We start from the raw sequence: 17,341 nt of genomic DNA, 5'->3' as shown, positions 1-17,341 counted from the left end.
TGATTCAGGCAGCTGTTTTTTTTTCTCTACTAATAACACTGTTCACACAGGTAGAAATTAAGAGCTTTCTTCAATATACAAGCCAAATATGGAGAGCGCCGTTTAGGCGCTTTTTGTCGTATTATGGCGATGAATCAGATAGGTACGGACTATATTCAAGTCATATGAAGCGGGGGCTTTAGACAATATGTTTCAAAAGAACTAAAATTCTCGCAAAAACTTTGAAAGAAAACTAAACAATATGGCAGATATATCCGATAGAACTAGTATAAAGCTACTAACTCATTCAGTGGAGGGAACATTCATGAAGCTTAAAGCTAGGTCGAAAGTGCAGCCTCAAGCTAAGCGCAAGTATACAAAACTTGCTGCAGGTTTGATCAGCGCTACACTAGTATTATCCGCTATAAGCCCGGCAGTCGGGTTTGCAGCGACAGCAGCAGACATTACCGTCGTGAACAAAAAATTTGGTACTTCAGATACGGTAACAATCAAACAAGTTAACGTGGGCGACGATATCAAGGTGTACTCCGCTTCAACAGGAGGTACGCTGCTAGGTGAAGCTACCGCTGCGGATTCCACAGTCGTTATTGAAATTCCTCAAATTAGCAGCGGTGCTGGTTCTGTGTACATTTCGGTCAATGGCGCCGCTCGTGTTGCCAGTGCGTATACGTCCGAAACGTCCGTAGCTCTGGCGGCAACTGCAATTACGAATATTATCAACAATGATGCTGGCGGAACCGACGCCGTAACCGTTTCAGGTCTTTATGATGGCGATACGGTAACGGTATACGGTGAGAAAGTCGCGAGTGCGACAGCATCGGTGTCTGGAACTGGAACGGGCACTGTAACTGTACTCGGCACCGATCTGTTGAAGGCGGCAGGGGGAAGCTTCCAAATTTCGGTTGCAAGAAAAGATAAGCTGGAAAGTTCGAAGCTTACAAAAACATATTTGCCTTCTACCGCATCTAACGTTCTAGGCGCAGACGCAATTACGATTAACAATAAATATGGTGCAAATGACGAAATTATTGTATCTGGCTTGCCATCTGGAGCTACTATTAATGTGTATAAAGCTTCAACGGGAGCTGCTATCAATTCTACGCCAATCGCTGAAAGTGGCGGCGTAGCGACATTTGATTTGGGAACTACAAATCTAACCGCGACAGGCGGCAGCCTGTATGTCAGCGTGAAGGAAGCTCCTGGCAAGACAGAAAGCGGAAGAACAGTCAAGGCATATACGTCCGAGACGAGCCAGCCGCTTGGTACAACGAATATCGTTGGAATCAATAATAAACCAACAGGTCAACTTGACACTGTGACAGTAACAGGTCTCAGTGAAGGCGACGAAATTAATTTATACACTGCTTCAACAGCCGGAACTAAGTATGCGATAACTGACAATGTTGTTCTCTCGGGAACAACAGAGGTGAATGCAACCTTGACAGATGCGCTGAATCCGATTGGTGGCACGGTCTATGTCGAGGTAACGAGAAAAGACAAAAAACCAAGCACACGTGTCGCAAAGACATACCTAACAGAACCGCAATCCGTTAAGCTTGATCTTACTCAAATTACAGTTAACAACAATAAAACGATTAATGACACTGTTGTTGTAACAGGTTTGCCATCTGGTGCCAAAGTATTTGTATATAAAGCCGCAACAGGCGCAGCTATCAATGCGGGCGGTACTTCTGAAGTCAGTGGTACAGCTACTGTGGACATTGGTACGGCCAATTTGCTCGCTGGAACGGGTAGCATTTATGTGAGCGTGCTAAAGTCGAACGAGCTTGAAAGCCCGAGAGTAGCAAAGCCATATACAGCGGAGGTAAGTATTGCCCCGCCTGCAGCGAATATTGCAATTGTCAATAACAAAACTGGCGTTGACGACACGGTGAGTGTGAGCAGCACTTCAGCATACGGACTTGTTGAAGGTGACAAAGTAACGGTGTATGACGCAGCAACGCTCGGAAATAAGATTGGTGAAGACACTGTTGATTCTGGTGACACAGATGTGACAGTACTCTTGACTACTGCGTTGAAGAATACAGCCGGCACAGCTTATGTTTCGGTAACGAAAGTGGGCAAAGGCGAGAGCGCGCGTACTGCAAAAGCATACCTTGCTCAATCGGTATCTGCTCCGCTTCTTGCGACAGATGTCAAAGTCAACAATAACAACGGAACTGCTGATACAGTAGTTGTCAGCAACCTGGTTACGGGCGACGTAATTAATGTGTATAAAGTTTCTACCGCAGGTACTGTTATTGGTACGAGTACAGTACTAACTGGTCAAACCACTGCTACTGCAACTCTTTCAACGGCTACTGCAGATGACATCGGTTCTGCAGCAGGCTCTGTCTATGTCAGCGTCTTCAGAGACGGCGGGTTGGAGAGTACAAGAACGAAAGTTACATTTGACTCCGACACGAGCCCTGCTCTGGTAGCAACTAACATTTCCGTTGCGAACAATTATGATACAGCTGCTGACGTAGTGACCGTAACAGGTCTTGCAGAAGGCGATATTGTAAATGTCTACACAACAACTACAGGCGGTACTGCAGTATCATCAGCAGCTGTACTGGCATCGGCAACAACTGCGACAGTATCGCAGCCTAACTTGCTCGGTATAACAGCCGGTTCGATTTATGTATCCGTTACGAAAGCGGGCAAGAAGGAAAGTGTACGCATCAAGAAGGATTATCTTGCAGAGCCGAAGTCCACTGTGCTTAATCCGGCTGACGTTACTGTAACTAATAACGCGGATACAAATACGGATTCCGTTAAAGTGATAGGTCTGAATGCGGGCGATACAATCAGAGTGTATGGCTTTGCAACAACCGGTTCCGTACTTGCAAGCGGAACTCCTACTAATGGTACTGCTCAATTTACAATACCAGATTTGACTCCTGCAGGCGGTACGGTATACATCAGTATTCAGCGTACAGGGGAGCAAGAAAGTAATCGTGTTGCTGTAGCATATCAGTCGCAAATTACGAATGCTCCTACATCAGCAACGATAACTGTTAATAACAGCTACGGCACTGCTCTTGATACGGTGACCGTTTCAAGCCTTGAGATCGGCGACGTAGTGAAGGTCTATGCTGATAATAATTCAGCTACTACAGCTGAAGCGACTGGCACAGTAGCTTCCGGTTCATCCGTAGTCGTTAATCTGTCTGCTGCAACTCCTGGCCTCAGCGACACTACTACTAGTGGAATCGTTTACGTGACGGTAACAAAGCCAAATAAGGCAGAGAGTGCACGAACAGCAAAAACTTACAGCAAGGCACCGCAATCCACAGCTCCATCTGCAGGTGATATCGCGGTTGTGAACAACGGCGAAACCAACCATGACTTTGTTAATATTTCGAACGTTTCTGGTAATTTAACAGCTGGCGACATCTTTAGTGTGTACAGCGCGTTAACAGGCGGTTCAGCGATTGCAACAGGTACGTATGCAAGCGGAACGCTTGCAATTGATATCGGAACAGCGAACCTGACTGCTGGTACTGGCGGTTCTGTATATGTCGCTGTTCAAAAAGCGAACCAAACAGAGAGTACTCGAACAGCGCAGACTTATATTGCAGAAACCAAATCCGCAGCACTTGATCTGAGTGACATTACAGTAGTGAATAACTCGGGTACAGTTACGGATACAGTTACTGTAGATGGCTTGAATCCAGGCGATATTGTTTATGTGTATCCTGGAACATCAGGTGGTACAGGTACAGCTGGAACTCCTACTAGCGGCAAGGCTACAGTCCCATTTGCTCTGACTGATGCAGGCGGTACAGTCCGTGTCAGCGTAAAACGCGCAAACGAACTGGAAAGCACCTTGATTCCTGTAACGTATTCTTCGCAAGTGTCGAAAGCACCTGTAGCATCAACGATTACCGTTGTTAACGGCTTCGGTACTGCAGCTGGCGCGGATACAGTGACAGTTACAAACCTTGCGGTTGGTGATGTAGTCAACGTCTATGCAGATAATAATCCAGCTACTACAGTTGGAGCGACTGGTACAGTAACTTCTGGTACTGCCGTCGCGATTGATCTGAATGTTTCAGCTCTTACGCTGAGCGACATCGCTAGCGGGTCGGTCTACGTAACGGTAACAAAGCCAAACAAGGATGAGAGCACGCCTCGAGTAGCGGCAGCTTACATCAAGGCGCCACAATCAGTAGCTCCATCTGCAGGTGATATCGCAGTTGTGAACAACGGCGAATCCAACAATGACTTTGTTAATATTTCGAACGGTACAGATGGCGATATCTATAAAGTGTACAGCGCGGCAACAGGCGGTTCAGCGATTGCGACAGGTACGTTTGTAGCAGGCTCTACGCTTGCACTTGATATTGGAAACAGCAATCTAAATGTTGCGACTGGTGGTTCCGTATATGTTACTGTTCAAACAGCGAACAAAACGGAAAGTGCTCGTACAGCGCAAACTTATCTCGCAGAAACACAATCCACTGCGCTTGATCTGAGTGACATTACCGTAGTGAATAACTCGGGCACAGGTTCGGATACAGTTACAGTGGATGGCTTGAATCCAGGCGATATTGTCTATGTGTATTCGGCAGCAACAGGCGGTACAGGCACATCTGGAACTCCTACTAGCGGTAAAGCATCCGTAACATTTGCTCTGACTGATGCAGGCGGTTCTGTCTATGTCAGCGTAAAACGTACAATGGAACGGGAAAGTGCTCGTGTTGCTGCCTCGTATCAGTCGCAAGTGACGAAAGCTCCTGCGGTAGCTTCCATTAGTAACGCAAATGGCGTCGGTACTGGTGCTGGCGTTGATACGGTGACAGTTGCAAATCTTGCGGTTGGCGATGTAGTCAAAATCTATGCAGATAGTAGTACAAGTACAGTTGGAGCAACTGGTACTGTAAGTGCAGGCACTTCCGTAACAATTGATCTGAATGCTACTGGTATTACGCTGAGCAACACCACAGCTGGCATAATCTACGTGACGGTAACAAAGGCAAGTAAGGATGAGAGCACGCGTACAGCGTACACTTACACAACTGCGCCACCGTCCGCAACTCCAACTGCAGGTGATTTCACAGTTAAAAACAACGGCGGAAGCAATAATGACGTTGTAACCGTTAAGAACACTTCTGGTAATATTGCAGCTACAGATGTCTTTAGAGTATATTCCGCGGCAACAGGCGGTACACTGCTCGGAACAAGTTCTGGAGATGCAAGCGTGCTCGGATCACCGCTTGACATTGACCTTGGTTCAGCATCTGCACTGGTTGCAACTGGCGGCAAAGTATACATCACTGTTCAGAGTTCGGGCAAAATTGAAGGTCCTCGCGTAGCTGTGACTTACACTGATCAAAGCAGTGTTGCACCGACGTCGGCTCAAATTGCGGTTCTGAATGATACTGGATCTACTGATATTGTCAGAGTCTCTGGTGTGGCATCTGGTGATACTGTAACAGTATACGCTGCTGACGGAACAACTGTACTTGGAACACAAGTGTGGGCTAGCGGTACATCCATTAAAGTTACTGGCTTAAATCTGGCTGCAGGCAGCACGATTTGGGTGTCTGTGACTAACGGAACTAAAGCTGAAAGCACAAAAGTACAAGTAAGTTATAACGCAGAGTAATTTATAAAAGAAGCAGCCGTTCAGAGTTCATCCCTGAACGGCTGTTTTTTTTGCATGCATGTCATAAGACTTGGTACGAGTTCGGTATTGTACCGGACTCATGTCTTTTCATTTGTCAACATTTCAAGCCCTAATCCAACAGAGGGATGCTCCCGCTGCTCAGTGAGATATTGCGCATACGCTCTTATCGTCGGCGTCTCGAACTCGCAGTGGAGCTGGAACAGCTGCTGCGTATCAAGATAAGGCTGAGCAATGGAGAGCGGCAGGAAACCGAAGCAATCACCCTGGAGCAGCATCGTCAGCAAGATGGTGGAGTGATCTGTGTGCAGCGCGGGCACATAGCCAGCGTCCACTACGCCTGCAAACCAATCTGGGAAAGGATAGCCCCACTCGATATGGCAGTAAGATGAGGACAAGAAGTCTATCCTGTTGACCGCAACTGTCCGTTCTACAGCGGATACAAGCACGATCTGATCCTCGAAGAGCAACTGCTGGGATACCTTTGGATGAGCAGGCGGATCGAACCGGACAGAGAGGTGCACGACGCCGTCCAGCAGTAGATCCCGGACCATATAGCCGGGATCAATATTGCTAAGGAACTTCACAGCTACCTCGGGATGAGTTCTGCGGAACGCTAGTATTTTCGGTAGATATCGATAATGCCACACCGAGCCAGGCCCGCTCAGGACAAGCTGATGCTCGAATTGCTCCGACAGCGTCAGCTTACTCTCTTCATACAGCCGCAGCATCCGCTCGACGTAGGGGAGGAAGGCGATACCGGCCTGCGTCAGGCTGACATTGCGGTTGTCGCGGAGAAACAGCGTTTTGCCGACCTCAGTCTCAAGTGCTTTGATACGTGCGGTCACGGCGGATTGGGAGATGTGCAGATGCTCGGCGGCTTTGGTGAAGTTCTGGATTTGGCAGACGGCTATGAAAGCTTCTAACTGGGATGAGTCCATCGGGTTACTAAAACTCCTTTCAAAACACGATTCGTTTTATTAATTATAACAACCTGAATTATTCGTTATACAAATGATACTGTCTCCTATATCATATGGCTATATCGAAGGGCAAGATAAGCCGTGAAGGAGTAGTTAACGATGCCGACAATCACAATTGAACAAGTACATGCCATTAACGATTCTGTCCTAACGGAACTGTCCGAGCTGCTGGTAACGGTGGTGGAGGATGGCGCATCAATCGGCTTCTTGCCGCCACTAACCGAACAAGAAGCGAAGCAATACTGGACATCAGTACTTGCACCGGACGTCATCCTGCTCGTTGCGCGCATGAACGGACGAATAGCAGGCTCCGTGCAGCTTCATCTCTGCATGAAGCCGAATGGTAATCACCGTGCAGAGATCGCCAAGCTCATGACACATCCTGACTTCCGGCGCAATGGAATCGGGCGTCAGCTGATGCAGGCTGCGGAGGAGATGGCGAAGCATGAGGCACTCTCATTGCTCGTGCTCGACACAAGAGAAGGGGATCCATCGAATCTGCTGTATGCCTCTCTTGGCTACGTTCAGGCAGGGCGTATTCCGAGCTTTGCACGATCAGCTAGTGGGGAACTGGACGCTACGATTTTGTATTACAAAATGATATAGAGGTCGCCAATCAATGAATCCACAATCTCACATGATTGTGGATTTTTTGTTTCCCATAGATTTGCGTTCATAGAATGGGAGTGAGCCGCCATATACTTGTACAGATCGCGATAAACAAGCTTTTTTGGGGTGGGGGAACGAATATGGAGTTTGTTGTTGCTGTGCTGCTCATTTGCGCTTGTTCCGCGGGTTTGCTGTTATTCCGCCGAAATACAGTTCCGGTGTTGCCAGAACATCATCCGCTGCCGCAAGGGAAGCTTTCCGTCATCATACCAGCCCGAAATGAAGAGCGTAATCTTGCCTTTCTGCTCAGCTCCCTTCAGGCACAGACGATAGGTAAGATGGAGATAATCGTTGTCGATGATCACTCCGGGGATCGCACGCGAGAAATTGCCGAACAGTTCGGGGTGACGGTCATATCGTGCCCGGCGCTGCCGCTTGGGTGGACAGGCAAGAACTGGGCCGTATGGAACGGCTACCAGCGAGCAAGCGGTAATCTGATCGCTTTTCTCGATGCAGATGTCCGGCTTGCATCGCATGCGATGGAGGCGCTGCTCGCAGCACGAGCGCAGAAGGGTGGGACGATCTCCGTTGTGCCCTATCACGAAGCGGGGAAGTTCTATGAGCGGCTCGCGCTGATCCCGAACCTGCTCGGTCTCTATGCATTTACGTCGCCGATGGAACGGACGAATCCGCGGAAAGGGCTCTATGGCTCCTGCATTCTAACGACGAGAGAAGACTACGAGGCAGTCAAAGGCCATGAAAGTGTGAAGGCCGAACTGCTCGATGATCTGAATCTCGGTGCACAATTTATGAAAATGGGTATTCCCGTCAACAATTATATCGGGTATGGCACGGTGTCGTTTCGGATGTATCCGGGCGGCATTCGCAGCGAAATCGAAGGGTTCAGCAAAGGGGCTGTCCTCAGCACAAGCAAGCTTAGCCTATGGACGACGCTGCTTGTTGCTGTCTGGCTCATCGGCCTGATTGTAGCGGAAGCGGCTCCTTTTCTGCTGGGAACGTCCTTGGCACTGCCGCTCGCAGCAGGGTATCTGTTGTATACGGCGCAAATTTATTATTTTATCCGCTACACGGGCCGGTTCGGGAGATGGCTGCCTGCGCTGCATCCGATTAGCACGGTTTTCTTCCTGTTTATTATGCTGTACTCCATCTACCAGGTTGTATGCTGCGGGCAGGTCGCTTGGAAAGGCAGGCACATCGAGGTTGGGGGGCGGTCGAAGCGATGATCGTCGTATGGACGCTGCTGGCATTCCTCTCCGGCGGGCTGATGTTTTCCTATTGGCTTGGTCTGCTTGCTAAGCAGAACCTGAAGGAGCATGGCGACGGCAACCCGGGCGCGCTCAATCTGTGGAAGGCAGCGGGTTACTCCTATGGACTGACCGGTATTGTGCTTGATTTTCTAAAAGGTTACCTCCCCATCCTCTGGCTTATCCATGCAGATAAGTTAGGAGGCTTCGAGCTTGTCCTTCCATGCGCAGCGGCAGTGCTTGGCCATATATTCCCGCCTTTCATGAAGCTAAGAGGCGGCAAAGCAATCGCGGTGACGTTCGGCGTATGGAGCGGGCTCACGGCATTCACGGCTTCGCTTGCATATGCCATTATTCTTGCAATTCTGTTGCTTACAGGGAGGCTCCTGAGCAAGGGTAAGCCGACCTCGTCAGAGGCGGATGGCTTCCAAGTCGTGCTCGGCATGCTCGTCCTGACAATCTATATTCTCCTATCCGATTACTCCGCTTCAGTTGTCACATTCGGCTTCGTGAATTTCCTGCTGCTCCTGTACTCGCATCGCAAGGAGCTGCGCCGGTTCATCGGCACGCTTAACGTTCATATGAAGCGCTAAAGGGCGGCTCCCCAGGGAGCCGTTTGTTGTTGCTGTGCATAGGATACGCCGCAGGATCTACTGGATTTGAAGCTTTTTATAAACAAAACTAATTAGGTGTAAACTTATGTGGTGAAATAATGTCCGAATTGTCGAATAAAATGTAGTGTTTACAGAGTAATAGCGGAGTATTATAATCAAAATTACGAAAGTGTTTATTGAATGACTTTACATTTTTAAATTTTGTAAACTAAATACCAACTACATCTCAAGGGAAGAGGTGCTTCTTGTACATGAGCGGACGCGTGCTTAATGTTGGACTGATTGGTCTTGGCGAGGTTGCCCAGGTCATCCATTTGCCGGTGCTTCAATCACTGCCGGAGCAATACAGAATTGCGGCAATATGCGATATTTCGCCGAAGCTGCTGGCGCATGTCGGCAATCAGTATGGAGTAGACAAGCTGTATACCGATATGAGAGAGCTTGTTAGGCAAGAGGATCTTGATGTTGTGTTTGTACTTAATAGTGATGAATACCATGCGGAATGCGCAATTGAAGCAGCTAATCAGGGGAAGCATGTGCTGATCGAGAAGCCAATGTGCCTTACGTTTGCTGAAGCGGAAGCCATTATTGAGGCGAGGGATCGCAACGGCGTCCATGTGATGATCGGCTACATGCGCCGTTATGCAGCGTCGTTCGTTCAAGCTGTGCAAGAGATCGGTGGCCTAGACAACATTACATACGCAAGAGTGCGCGACATTATCGGGCAAAATCATTTCTTTATCCGCCCGACGAGCCGTACGGTCATGTTCGACGATATTCCGGAGGAAGCAAAGGCAGATCGCAAGGAGAGAGCGGAGCGACTTGGCCGTGAGGCGACGGGGCTTGAACCGGATTCTCCGTTGTTCAGCTTCTACAGGCTGCTGGCTGGTCTTGGCAGCCATGACCTGTCGGCGATGCGCGAGGCAATCGGTATGCCGAAGGGTTGTCTTGGGGCGAAGCTGTCGGTTCATAAGGACAGTATTTTCTTAAACGCGATTCTCGATTATGGCACCTTCTCCGTTACGTATGAGACAGGAATGGATCAGCAAGGGCGATTCGATGCGCATGTGGAAGTGTATGCAAGCCGCAAAACGGTGAAGGTGCAGTACGACACGCCGTATATTCGCCATCTGCCGACGAAGCTGCACATTTATGAGACAGAAGGCGAAGCCTACACGGAATCGGTCATCCGTCCGACGCTCACCGATCCGTATACGCTAGAGATGAAGCATTTGCATGACGTCATTACGAACGATCATGCGCCGAAGACGACGCCTGAGGATGCTCGTGAGGATTTGTATATTTTCCAAATGATTATGAATGCGCTTAAATCCTGAGGAAGCGGGTGATTCTGTGAGTCAGCGATATAACGGTATCTATGAAGGTGAGCGCAGTGCCCATATTGCGTTTCCGCTAGGCGGTATTGGTGCGGGTATGCTCTGTTTGGAGGGTACGGGAGCATTGTCGCATTTTGCGATGCATCACCGACCGAACAACTTGAATGAGCCGATGGTGTTCTCCGCTCTAAGCGTGAAGACGCCTAATGGGGACGTTGTTGCAAGAGTGCTGGAGGGGCAGGTGCCGCGGCGCAAAATATTCGGGACCAAGGTGAAGGACTACGAGTCGGGACCGGGAAGCGGGCTGTATGGCAAGCATTACGGACTGCCTCGGTTTGCGGAGAGCAGCTTCGAGGGGCGATTCCCTTTCGGAACGGTGAACCTGCAGGATGACAAGGTGCCGGTTGCCGTGTCCATTACGGGCTGGAGTCCGTTCATTCCGCTCAATGCCAACGATTCCAGCTTGCCTGCGGCGGGCTTGGAATTCACCTTCGAGAACAAGACTAGCGAGTCGCTTGAGCTCGTGTATTCGTTCCATGCGGCAAACTTCATGAGCAGCTGGAACACGGAAGGACGTCGCGTGCTGCGGGCTGAAGGCGATGCGAGCGGCTTCGTGCTGGACCAGCCGGCGCTTGCGGATGAGCCATGGAAGAAGGGGGCATTCAGTGCGGTTAGCGATGACCCTCGGGCTAAAGTGGACTGTGCTTGGTTCAGAGGCGGCTGGTTCGACTCGGTGACGATGATCTGGAACAAGGTGGCAGCAGGTGAGTCGTGCGAGCATCCACCTGTGACGGAGGGGGCGCCAAGCCCTGGCGCAAGTCTCTATGTGCCTCTGGAGCTGCTGCCGTACGAGCGGCAAACGGTGAGGGTCATGCTGTCCTGGTATGTGCCGGAATCGAACCTGAATGCAGGTATTCCCGTCGCAGTGACGGAGCGTGAGGGTGCAGACTCGAGTGCTGGAGCTGGCGTAGGCAGTTCTTCGGGCGGCTACTATAAGCCTTGGTATGCAGGAAGGTTTGCGGATATTACAGAAGCGGCTGGCTATTGGTCACAGCACTACTCCCGATTGCGTGCGGAAAGCGAAGTCTTCACAGATAGCTTCTTCGGCACCTCATTGCCGCCCGAGCTAGTAGAAGCGGCAGCTGCGAACTTATCCATATTAAAATCGCCAACCGTGCTGAGACAGGTGGACGGTAGGTTCTGGGCGTGGGAAGGCAGTGAGGATCTGCAAGGCAGCTGCCACGGTACATGTACGCATGTATGGAATTACGCGCAGGCGCTATCGCATTTGTTCCCTGAGCTGGAGCGTACCATTCGCGATACGGAGTTTGAAGAAGGCCAGGATGCAGCGGGCCATCAGAATTTCCGCGTGCCGCTGCCGATCCAGCCGGCTGATCACGATTTCCATGCCGCAGCCGACGGGCAGCTTGGCGGCATTATGAAAGTGTACCGGGAATGGCGGATTAGCGGCGATACGGCTTGGCTGCAGGCGATCTGGCCGAAGGTGAAGCAGAGCCTTCATTACTGCATGGATACGTGGGACCCTGATAAGACCGGCGTGCTCTCCGAGCCGCATCACAATACGTATGACATTGAGTTCTGGGGACCGGACGGCATGTGCTCGTCCATTTATCTCGGTGCGCTGAAGGCAGCTGCCCGCATCGCGGAGGCTTGCGGGGACGGCGACAATCAGTACGAGGAGATCTATAAGCGCGGACGTTTCTTTGTGGAGCAGGAGCTGTTTAACGGGGAGTATTTTGAACAGCGAATTGTGTGGGAAGGGCTGCACGCTCCTTCGCCGCTTGAGGCCAAGGATGCTTGGAACGTCAATTATTCCACTGAAGCGCGAGCGCTACTTGAGGAAGAGGGGCCGAAATACCAGTATGGCAAAGGCTGCTTGTCCGACGGCGTCATTGGCGCTTGGCTTGCAGAAATGTGCGGCCTCGGCGACATTCTCGATCAGGCGATGGTGAGGAGCCATCTGCTCAGCGTCTATAACTATAACTTGAAGCGTGACTTGACGGAGCATGCCAATCCGCAGCGGCCTAGCTTTGCGCTTGGCGCAGAGGGCGGCTTGCTGCTCTGCACATGGCCGAAGGGCGGCAAGCTGTCGCTGCCGTTCGTATACAGCGATGAAGTATGGACAGGGATTGAATATCAGGTGGCATCCCATCTGATGTCGCTTGGCAGCGTGCAGGAAGGGCTCGATATCGTGCGCACCTGCCGTGATCGCTATGACGGGCGAACGCGCAACCCGTTCAATGAATATGAATGCGGCCATTGGTATGCCCGGGCGATGGCATCATACGGACTCATTCAAGGCTGGGGCGGCGTACGCTATGACGCCGCGGAGCGGAAGCTCTATGTATCACCGCGGGTCGCGGGGGATTACAGCGTCTTCCTTAGTACGGCTAGCGGCTACGGGCATGCTGGTGTGCGGGATGGAGCGCCTTTTGTAGATGTGCGAGCTGGGCAGATTGCCGTTGATCAAGTGGAGTTCGTGTAACTTAACTGTGCAGCAGATAGAGCGGCTTGAGGTTGCTGGAAGCTATTATTATGGTTAATCATTTTATGAATCGAGGAGTGTCGAGCATGTCGAAAGTGTTGACTGAAGCGCAAGTGCAGCATTTTAAGGAAAAAGGCTGGGTCAAGGTCGAAGGTGCCTATCCGCGTGAAGAGGCGCTGAAGGTGCAGGATTTTCTATGGGGAGAGCTCGCGAAGCGGGGCATTCACAAGGAGGATAAGAGCAGCTGGACGGAGCCGGTTGTTCGCCTTGGCAATTATGTCGATCCGATTATGGATGGACTGAACTCCGAACGTCTAACTGGTGCGATTGAGGATTTGCTTGGGGAGGGACGCTGGCAGGAAGGGAAGAAGATGAAAGGCGCGATGTGGGGCGGCTACATCATCAACTTCGGGCCAGAGGTTCCGGGCGGCTGGCATTATGACGGCAGTCATTTCCGTCATTACCTGGACAGCTGGGAGCAAGGCTTGCTGCTGGTATGCTTGTTCTCGAGCGTGAAAAAAGGCGGCTCGGGCACGCTTGTTGCGGAAGGCTCGCACCATATTGTGTCGAAGGTGCTGGCACAGCATCCAGAAGGCATGGGACTGGGAGAGGCGCTGCGTGAGTGTGCGAAGCACCCTTGGCTGTCGGAGCTGATCGGCAAGAAGCAGTCAGCGTCGGACGACATTTATGCGGATTCTCCGGAGCAGGACAAGCGGGAGCAGGAGAAGCTGTCGAAGAAGGAGCATCTGGCGAAGTTTATGGACAATACGTATGAGGACCCGGAAGGTTACTCCTTGCGCGTTGTTGAGACGACGGGGGAACCAGGGGATCTGGTGCTTTGCCATCCGTTCTTATATCACGCCCCGTCTACGAACGAGCTTGGCGTACCGCGTTTCATGTGCAACCGCGTCGCGCCGACGCACGAACGGATGAACTTCAATCGGGAGAATCCGGCGGATTATTCGGTTGTTGAGCAAATGATTCGCGAAGCGCTTGGTTTGAAGGACGGAGAACGCTGCGAGTGGGCTAGAGTAGAATAGAGTAGAATAGAGTAGAATAGAAGCGAGCAGGTTAATAGATAAGTGCATAGATAAGTGCATAGTTAAGCGCATAGACGATCGTCCGGCAACTGCCTTCCGAATGAGGGTTGCCCGGGCGATTTTTTGTTTTATTGGCATAGTCGTAGTATTGTTAATTGATATTGATGTACGTAAGAAGGTGAATGCCAGAAAATGGGGAAGACACTTGTAACTGCGCTGCTCGGCGGCGCGCTGTTTATGCTGCTGCATGCGCCGATCCCTTGGCTGCTTGGGCCAATGCTTGCTGTCTTGATCGGTTCGAAGGTTTTTGGCCGAACATCTGCTTACAGGTGGCCCTCCTCCGTTCGGAATGCGGGGATGATTACCGTTGGCTATACGATTGGGCTAGCCATGACCGCATCGGCGCTTGAGGAGATGTCCCATCAGCTGGTTTCAATGGTGCTTATGATTGTGCTGCTATTGTTGTTTTGCGCAGGTATGGCGTTCGTTGTTGCCAAGCTCTCGGGCACGGACTTCAAGACCGCTCTGCTCGGCAGCGTGCCCGGCGGGCTGACACAAGTGCTGGCGCTTGCGGAGGAGACCGAAGGCGTTAATGTCACCATCGTCACGGTCACGCAGGTCATCCGGCTGATGATGATTATTGTGTGCATTCCAATTATCGTGTTCAGTCCGCTCATCGGAGGGACGCATGACACGGGTGGGGCTGTGGATGTGACTGTGGAACAGCTGCACCATGCAGCCGCGACTTGGAGCGGGCTGTTCCCCGGCATGCTGTGGTTCGCGCCGGTAGCGATAGGCTGTGCGCTGCTCGGCAGCCGGGTCAACTTCCCAACCGCGTACCTGCTCGGTCCAGCGATTGGTACCGCTGTGCTGCAGCTGTTGTGCGGCTTGGAGGGTCCGGCGCTTCCAGCGCTGTTCATTGATGCGGCGCAGCTCATGATCGGCGCCTATGTCGGGCTGCTTCTGAAGCCGGAGCAGCTGGAAAATAAGCTGCGGACGATCTCGCTTGCGGTAGGCAGTGGATTGCTGCTCATCATTGGAGCATGGGGGTTCAGCTTGCTGCTGACGAACCTGTACCCGATCTCGCTGCCAACGGCGCTGCTCAGCCTGGCGCCGGGCGGAATGGACCAGATGGGCATCATCGCGCATGAGATTGATGCCGACTTGTCCATGGTCGCGGGGTACCAGCTGTTCCGGATGTTCTTTATTTTCTTCGCAGTTCCACCGTTGCTGCGGCTGCTGTTCCGTCGCTCGCTCAAGCGTAGTTCCAGCGAGGGATAGTGGCGGGAGAGGATGGGGGGAGTGGCTATACGAAGGCCCTCTATGCCATGTGTCACCTACAGCTGCTGAGCCGTAGCAGTTCACCCCTGTGCTTCGCAAGCTTGCGCCTATGGCAGCGGAGCTCACGCCTACGGTTGAACCGAGTCGAATCGATCCTCGATTCGGCTTTTTAACTATGTTGGGTTTTTCCATACAGATGATTTGATTTCGGGTATTTCCGGAGTCGAATTGGTCCACCGAACCAGCTACATTCGCCAAAAGTCGCTCAATGTGATCTCCCAGAGGAGAAAATGGCTTTATTCGTTGACTAATTGCTTCTGAGAGAACGTATGTGTTCTCTCAGCGCTAAAACCGCCTAAGATTGAAGTTGAGAGAACGTATATGTTCTCTCAGAGGAGAAATTGGTTATTTTCGCTGACTAAATGCTTCCGAGAGAACGCATGCGTTCTCTCAGTGCCAAAACCACCTAAGATTGAAGTTGAGAGAACGTATATGCTCTCTCGGAGGAGAAAATGGCTATCTCCGCTGTCTAATTGCTTTCAATTGTACGCATACGTTCTCTTGGAGTTGGAGGATCCAAATATACGTGCCACTGAGGTCCACTAAACCAGCTACATTCGCCGACTCCGCCTTATCGTAGCCTCTGCTCACCGAGCTCCTCTCTTCGAGCTCCTCACTCCGAGCTCCGCTCACGGTGCTCGCTCTCTTCGCGATAAGCCTCCCTTGCTCTTTGCCCCTTGCCCCAAAACAAAAACCAGCTGCGCAGCGCAATCCGCGCCTGCACAGCCGTTCTAATTATCCCCTTACTGCCGCCATCGTGCTTTCGCCGAATACCACTTTCGTCGCGAGGCGAATGGTCTCGTATGCGCGGTCCGGCTTGCTCAGCCGTTGCAGCAGTTGCTCCGTCGCCCGCAAGCCGAGCTGGTGCTCGTCGTGCGCCACTGTCGTCAGCGTGTAGCCGAGGAACTCCGCTTCCTCGATCTGGTCAAACCCGGAGACGGCGATGTCGCCGGGGATGGACTTGCCGATCTCGCCGGCATACTTAATGACGTTAAGCGCAATCTTATCGTTGACGCAGACGAATGCGTCAGGCAGCTCATTCATCTCCTTCAGCGAGCGTGCGAAACCTTCATAGTTCTGGAAGCCATCCGCGCTTGCCGACGTGATGCAATAGGCCGGGTTCATGGGCAGGCCAGCATCGAAATGCGCCCGCTGGAAGCCGAACCAGCGTTCCATGAAGCTGCGGCAGGAGCTGATATCGCCAATAAAGCCGAGCCTCCGGTGGCCTGCAGCAATGAGCTGACACGTAATCTGGTAGATGCTGTCTTCATTCTCCATGAACACGACGTCCGTCTCCAGACCGGAGAGCGGCAGCTCAGGATTAATGTTAATAAATACTTTCGGAATCGGGAGCTGGAGCAGCTTCTCAGTATAAGGCTTGTCCATGCTGCCTGCTACGATAAAGCCGGCAATGTCCCCGCTAGTGAGTACGGCGGGAAGCACGAGGGCGTCGATATCCTCATTCTTCACGAAGCTAATCTTCATCTCGTAGCCGTTGCCGCTCGAAATCTCCTCGACGCCGCTCATCACGTTCATCCAGAAGCCGGTGCCGTGATGCAGCTGATGCTTTGTAATATAAGCGATGCTTTGTGTTCTGCCAGGCGGGGTGCCATCGGACTGTGACTGTGCAGCAATGATCTGCTTCACCTTCTTATAGCCCATCGCAATCGCCTGTTCGATAACACGCTGCTTCGTTTCGTTTGTAATGCTTGGATGGTCGTTAAGCGCCTTGGAGACGGTGTTTCGGGAAAGGCCGAGACTTAACGAAATATCGTGGGTCGTCACCTTTTTGCTCAAGCATATCAATCCTTTAGTCATAGAGTCCTTGGTTCAATTGTAGAATAGTGCATCAGTTTGTCAATAAACAAAATATTAATTTTGTAACATTACAAAATTAAGAGAAAATTAAACAAAAGTCTTATTTACAGAAAGCTTATAGGTACATTATAATCTGAACTGACGGAAAATATTACATAATTAAGATAATTGTAAGGCATTTATGTTACAAAATACT

Annotated in this window: 10 protein-coding genes; 8 read left to right on the top strand and 2 right to left on the bottom strand. The window is 51.2% G+C overall.

Annotated features, from left to right (window positions below; translation table 11 throughout):
* Positions 1-304: 304 nt before the first annotated feature.
* Positions 305-5,614: a beta strand repeat-containing protein gene (locus AC0LWF_RS17735; protein ID WP_474652869.1), complete on the top strand. Its 5,310-nt coding sequence runs from the start codon at positions 305-307 to the stop codon at positions 5,612-5,614.
* A 98-nt stretch (positions 5,615-5,712) separates the two neighbouring features.
* Here the strand turns inward: AC0LWF_RS17735 and AC0LWF_RS17730 are convergent, their stop codons facing one another.
* Positions 5,713-6,573: a LysR family transcriptional regulator gene (locus tag AC0LWF_RS17730; protein ID WP_474652868.1), complete on the bottom strand. Its 861-nt coding sequence runs from the start codon at positions 6,571-6,573 to the stop codon at positions 5,713-5,715.
* Positions 6,574-6,714: 141 nt separating this feature from the next.
* On the opposite strand from AC0LWF_RS17730, the gene AC0LWF_RS17725 reads away from it, so the two are divergent.
* From AC0LWF_RS17725 to AC0LWF_RS17695, 7 genes are all read left to right on the top strand, one after another.
* Positions 6,715-7,221, top strand: coding sequence for a GNAT family N-acetyltransferase (locus AC0LWF_RS17725; RefSeq protein ID WP_474652867.1), 507 nt, complete (start codon positions 6,715-6,717; stop codon positions 7,219-7,221).
* 143 nt (positions 7,222-7,364) lie between these two features.
* A complete protein-coding gene (locus AC0LWF_RS17720; protein WP_474652866.1) occupies positions 7,365-8,468 on the top strand; it encodes a glycosyltransferase in 1,104 nt (367 codons plus the stop codon).
* Positions 8,465-9,082, top strand: a complete 618-nt coding sequence (locus AC0LWF_RS17715) for a glycerol-3-phosphate acyltransferase (RefSeq protein ID WP_474652865.1) — start codon at positions 8,465-8,467, stop codon at positions 9,080-9,082. Before AC0LWF_RS17720 ends, AC0LWF_RS17715 begins: the two co-directional genes overlap by 4 nt.
* A 272-nt stretch (positions 9,083-9,354) precedes the next feature.
* The gene (locus AC0LWF_RS17710) at positions 9,355-10,440 is read left to right on the top strand and encodes a Gfo/Idh/MocA family protein (protein WP_474652864.1); all 1,086 of its coding nucleotides are present in this window, start codon (positions 9,355-9,357) and stop codon (positions 10,438-10,440) included.
* Positions 10,441-10,456: 16 nt separating this feature from the next.
* A complete protein-coding gene (locus AC0LWF_RS17705) occupies positions 10,457-12,946 on the top strand; it encodes a GH116 family glycosyl hydrolase (RefSeq protein ID WP_474652863.1) in 2,490 nt (829 codons plus the stop codon).
* Positions 12,947-13,032: 86 nt separating this feature from the next.
* Positions 13,033-13,986 carry a phytanoyl-CoA dioxygenase family protein gene (locus AC0LWF_RS17700; protein ID WP_474652862.1) on the top strand — a complete coding sequence of 318 codons (954 nt, stop codon included), beginning with the start codon at positions 13,033-13,035 and terminating at the stop codon, positions 13,984-13,986.
* 192 nt (positions 13,987-14,178) lie between these two features.
* A complete protein-coding gene (locus AC0LWF_RS17695; RefSeq protein WP_474652861.1) occupies positions 14,179-15,267 on the top strand; it encodes an AbrB family transcriptional regulator in 1,089 nt (362 codons plus the stop codon).
* 795 nt (positions 15,268-16,062) lie between these two features.
* On the opposite strand, the gene AC0LWF_RS17690 is transcribed toward AC0LWF_RS17695, so the two are convergent.
* Positions 16,063-17,124: a LacI family DNA-binding transcriptional regulator gene (locus AC0LWF_RS17690; protein ID WP_474652860.1), complete on the bottom strand. Its 1,062-nt coding sequence runs from the start codon at positions 17,122-17,124 to the stop codon at positions 16,063-16,065.
* Between the last annotated feature and the right edge of the window lie 217 nt (positions 17,125-17,341).

The organism is Paenibacillus sp. sgz302114 (assembly GCF_056120345.1).
The sequence above is the reverse complement of the archived record's forward strand: the minus strand, read 5'-3'. Positions and strand labels throughout refer to the sequence as shown.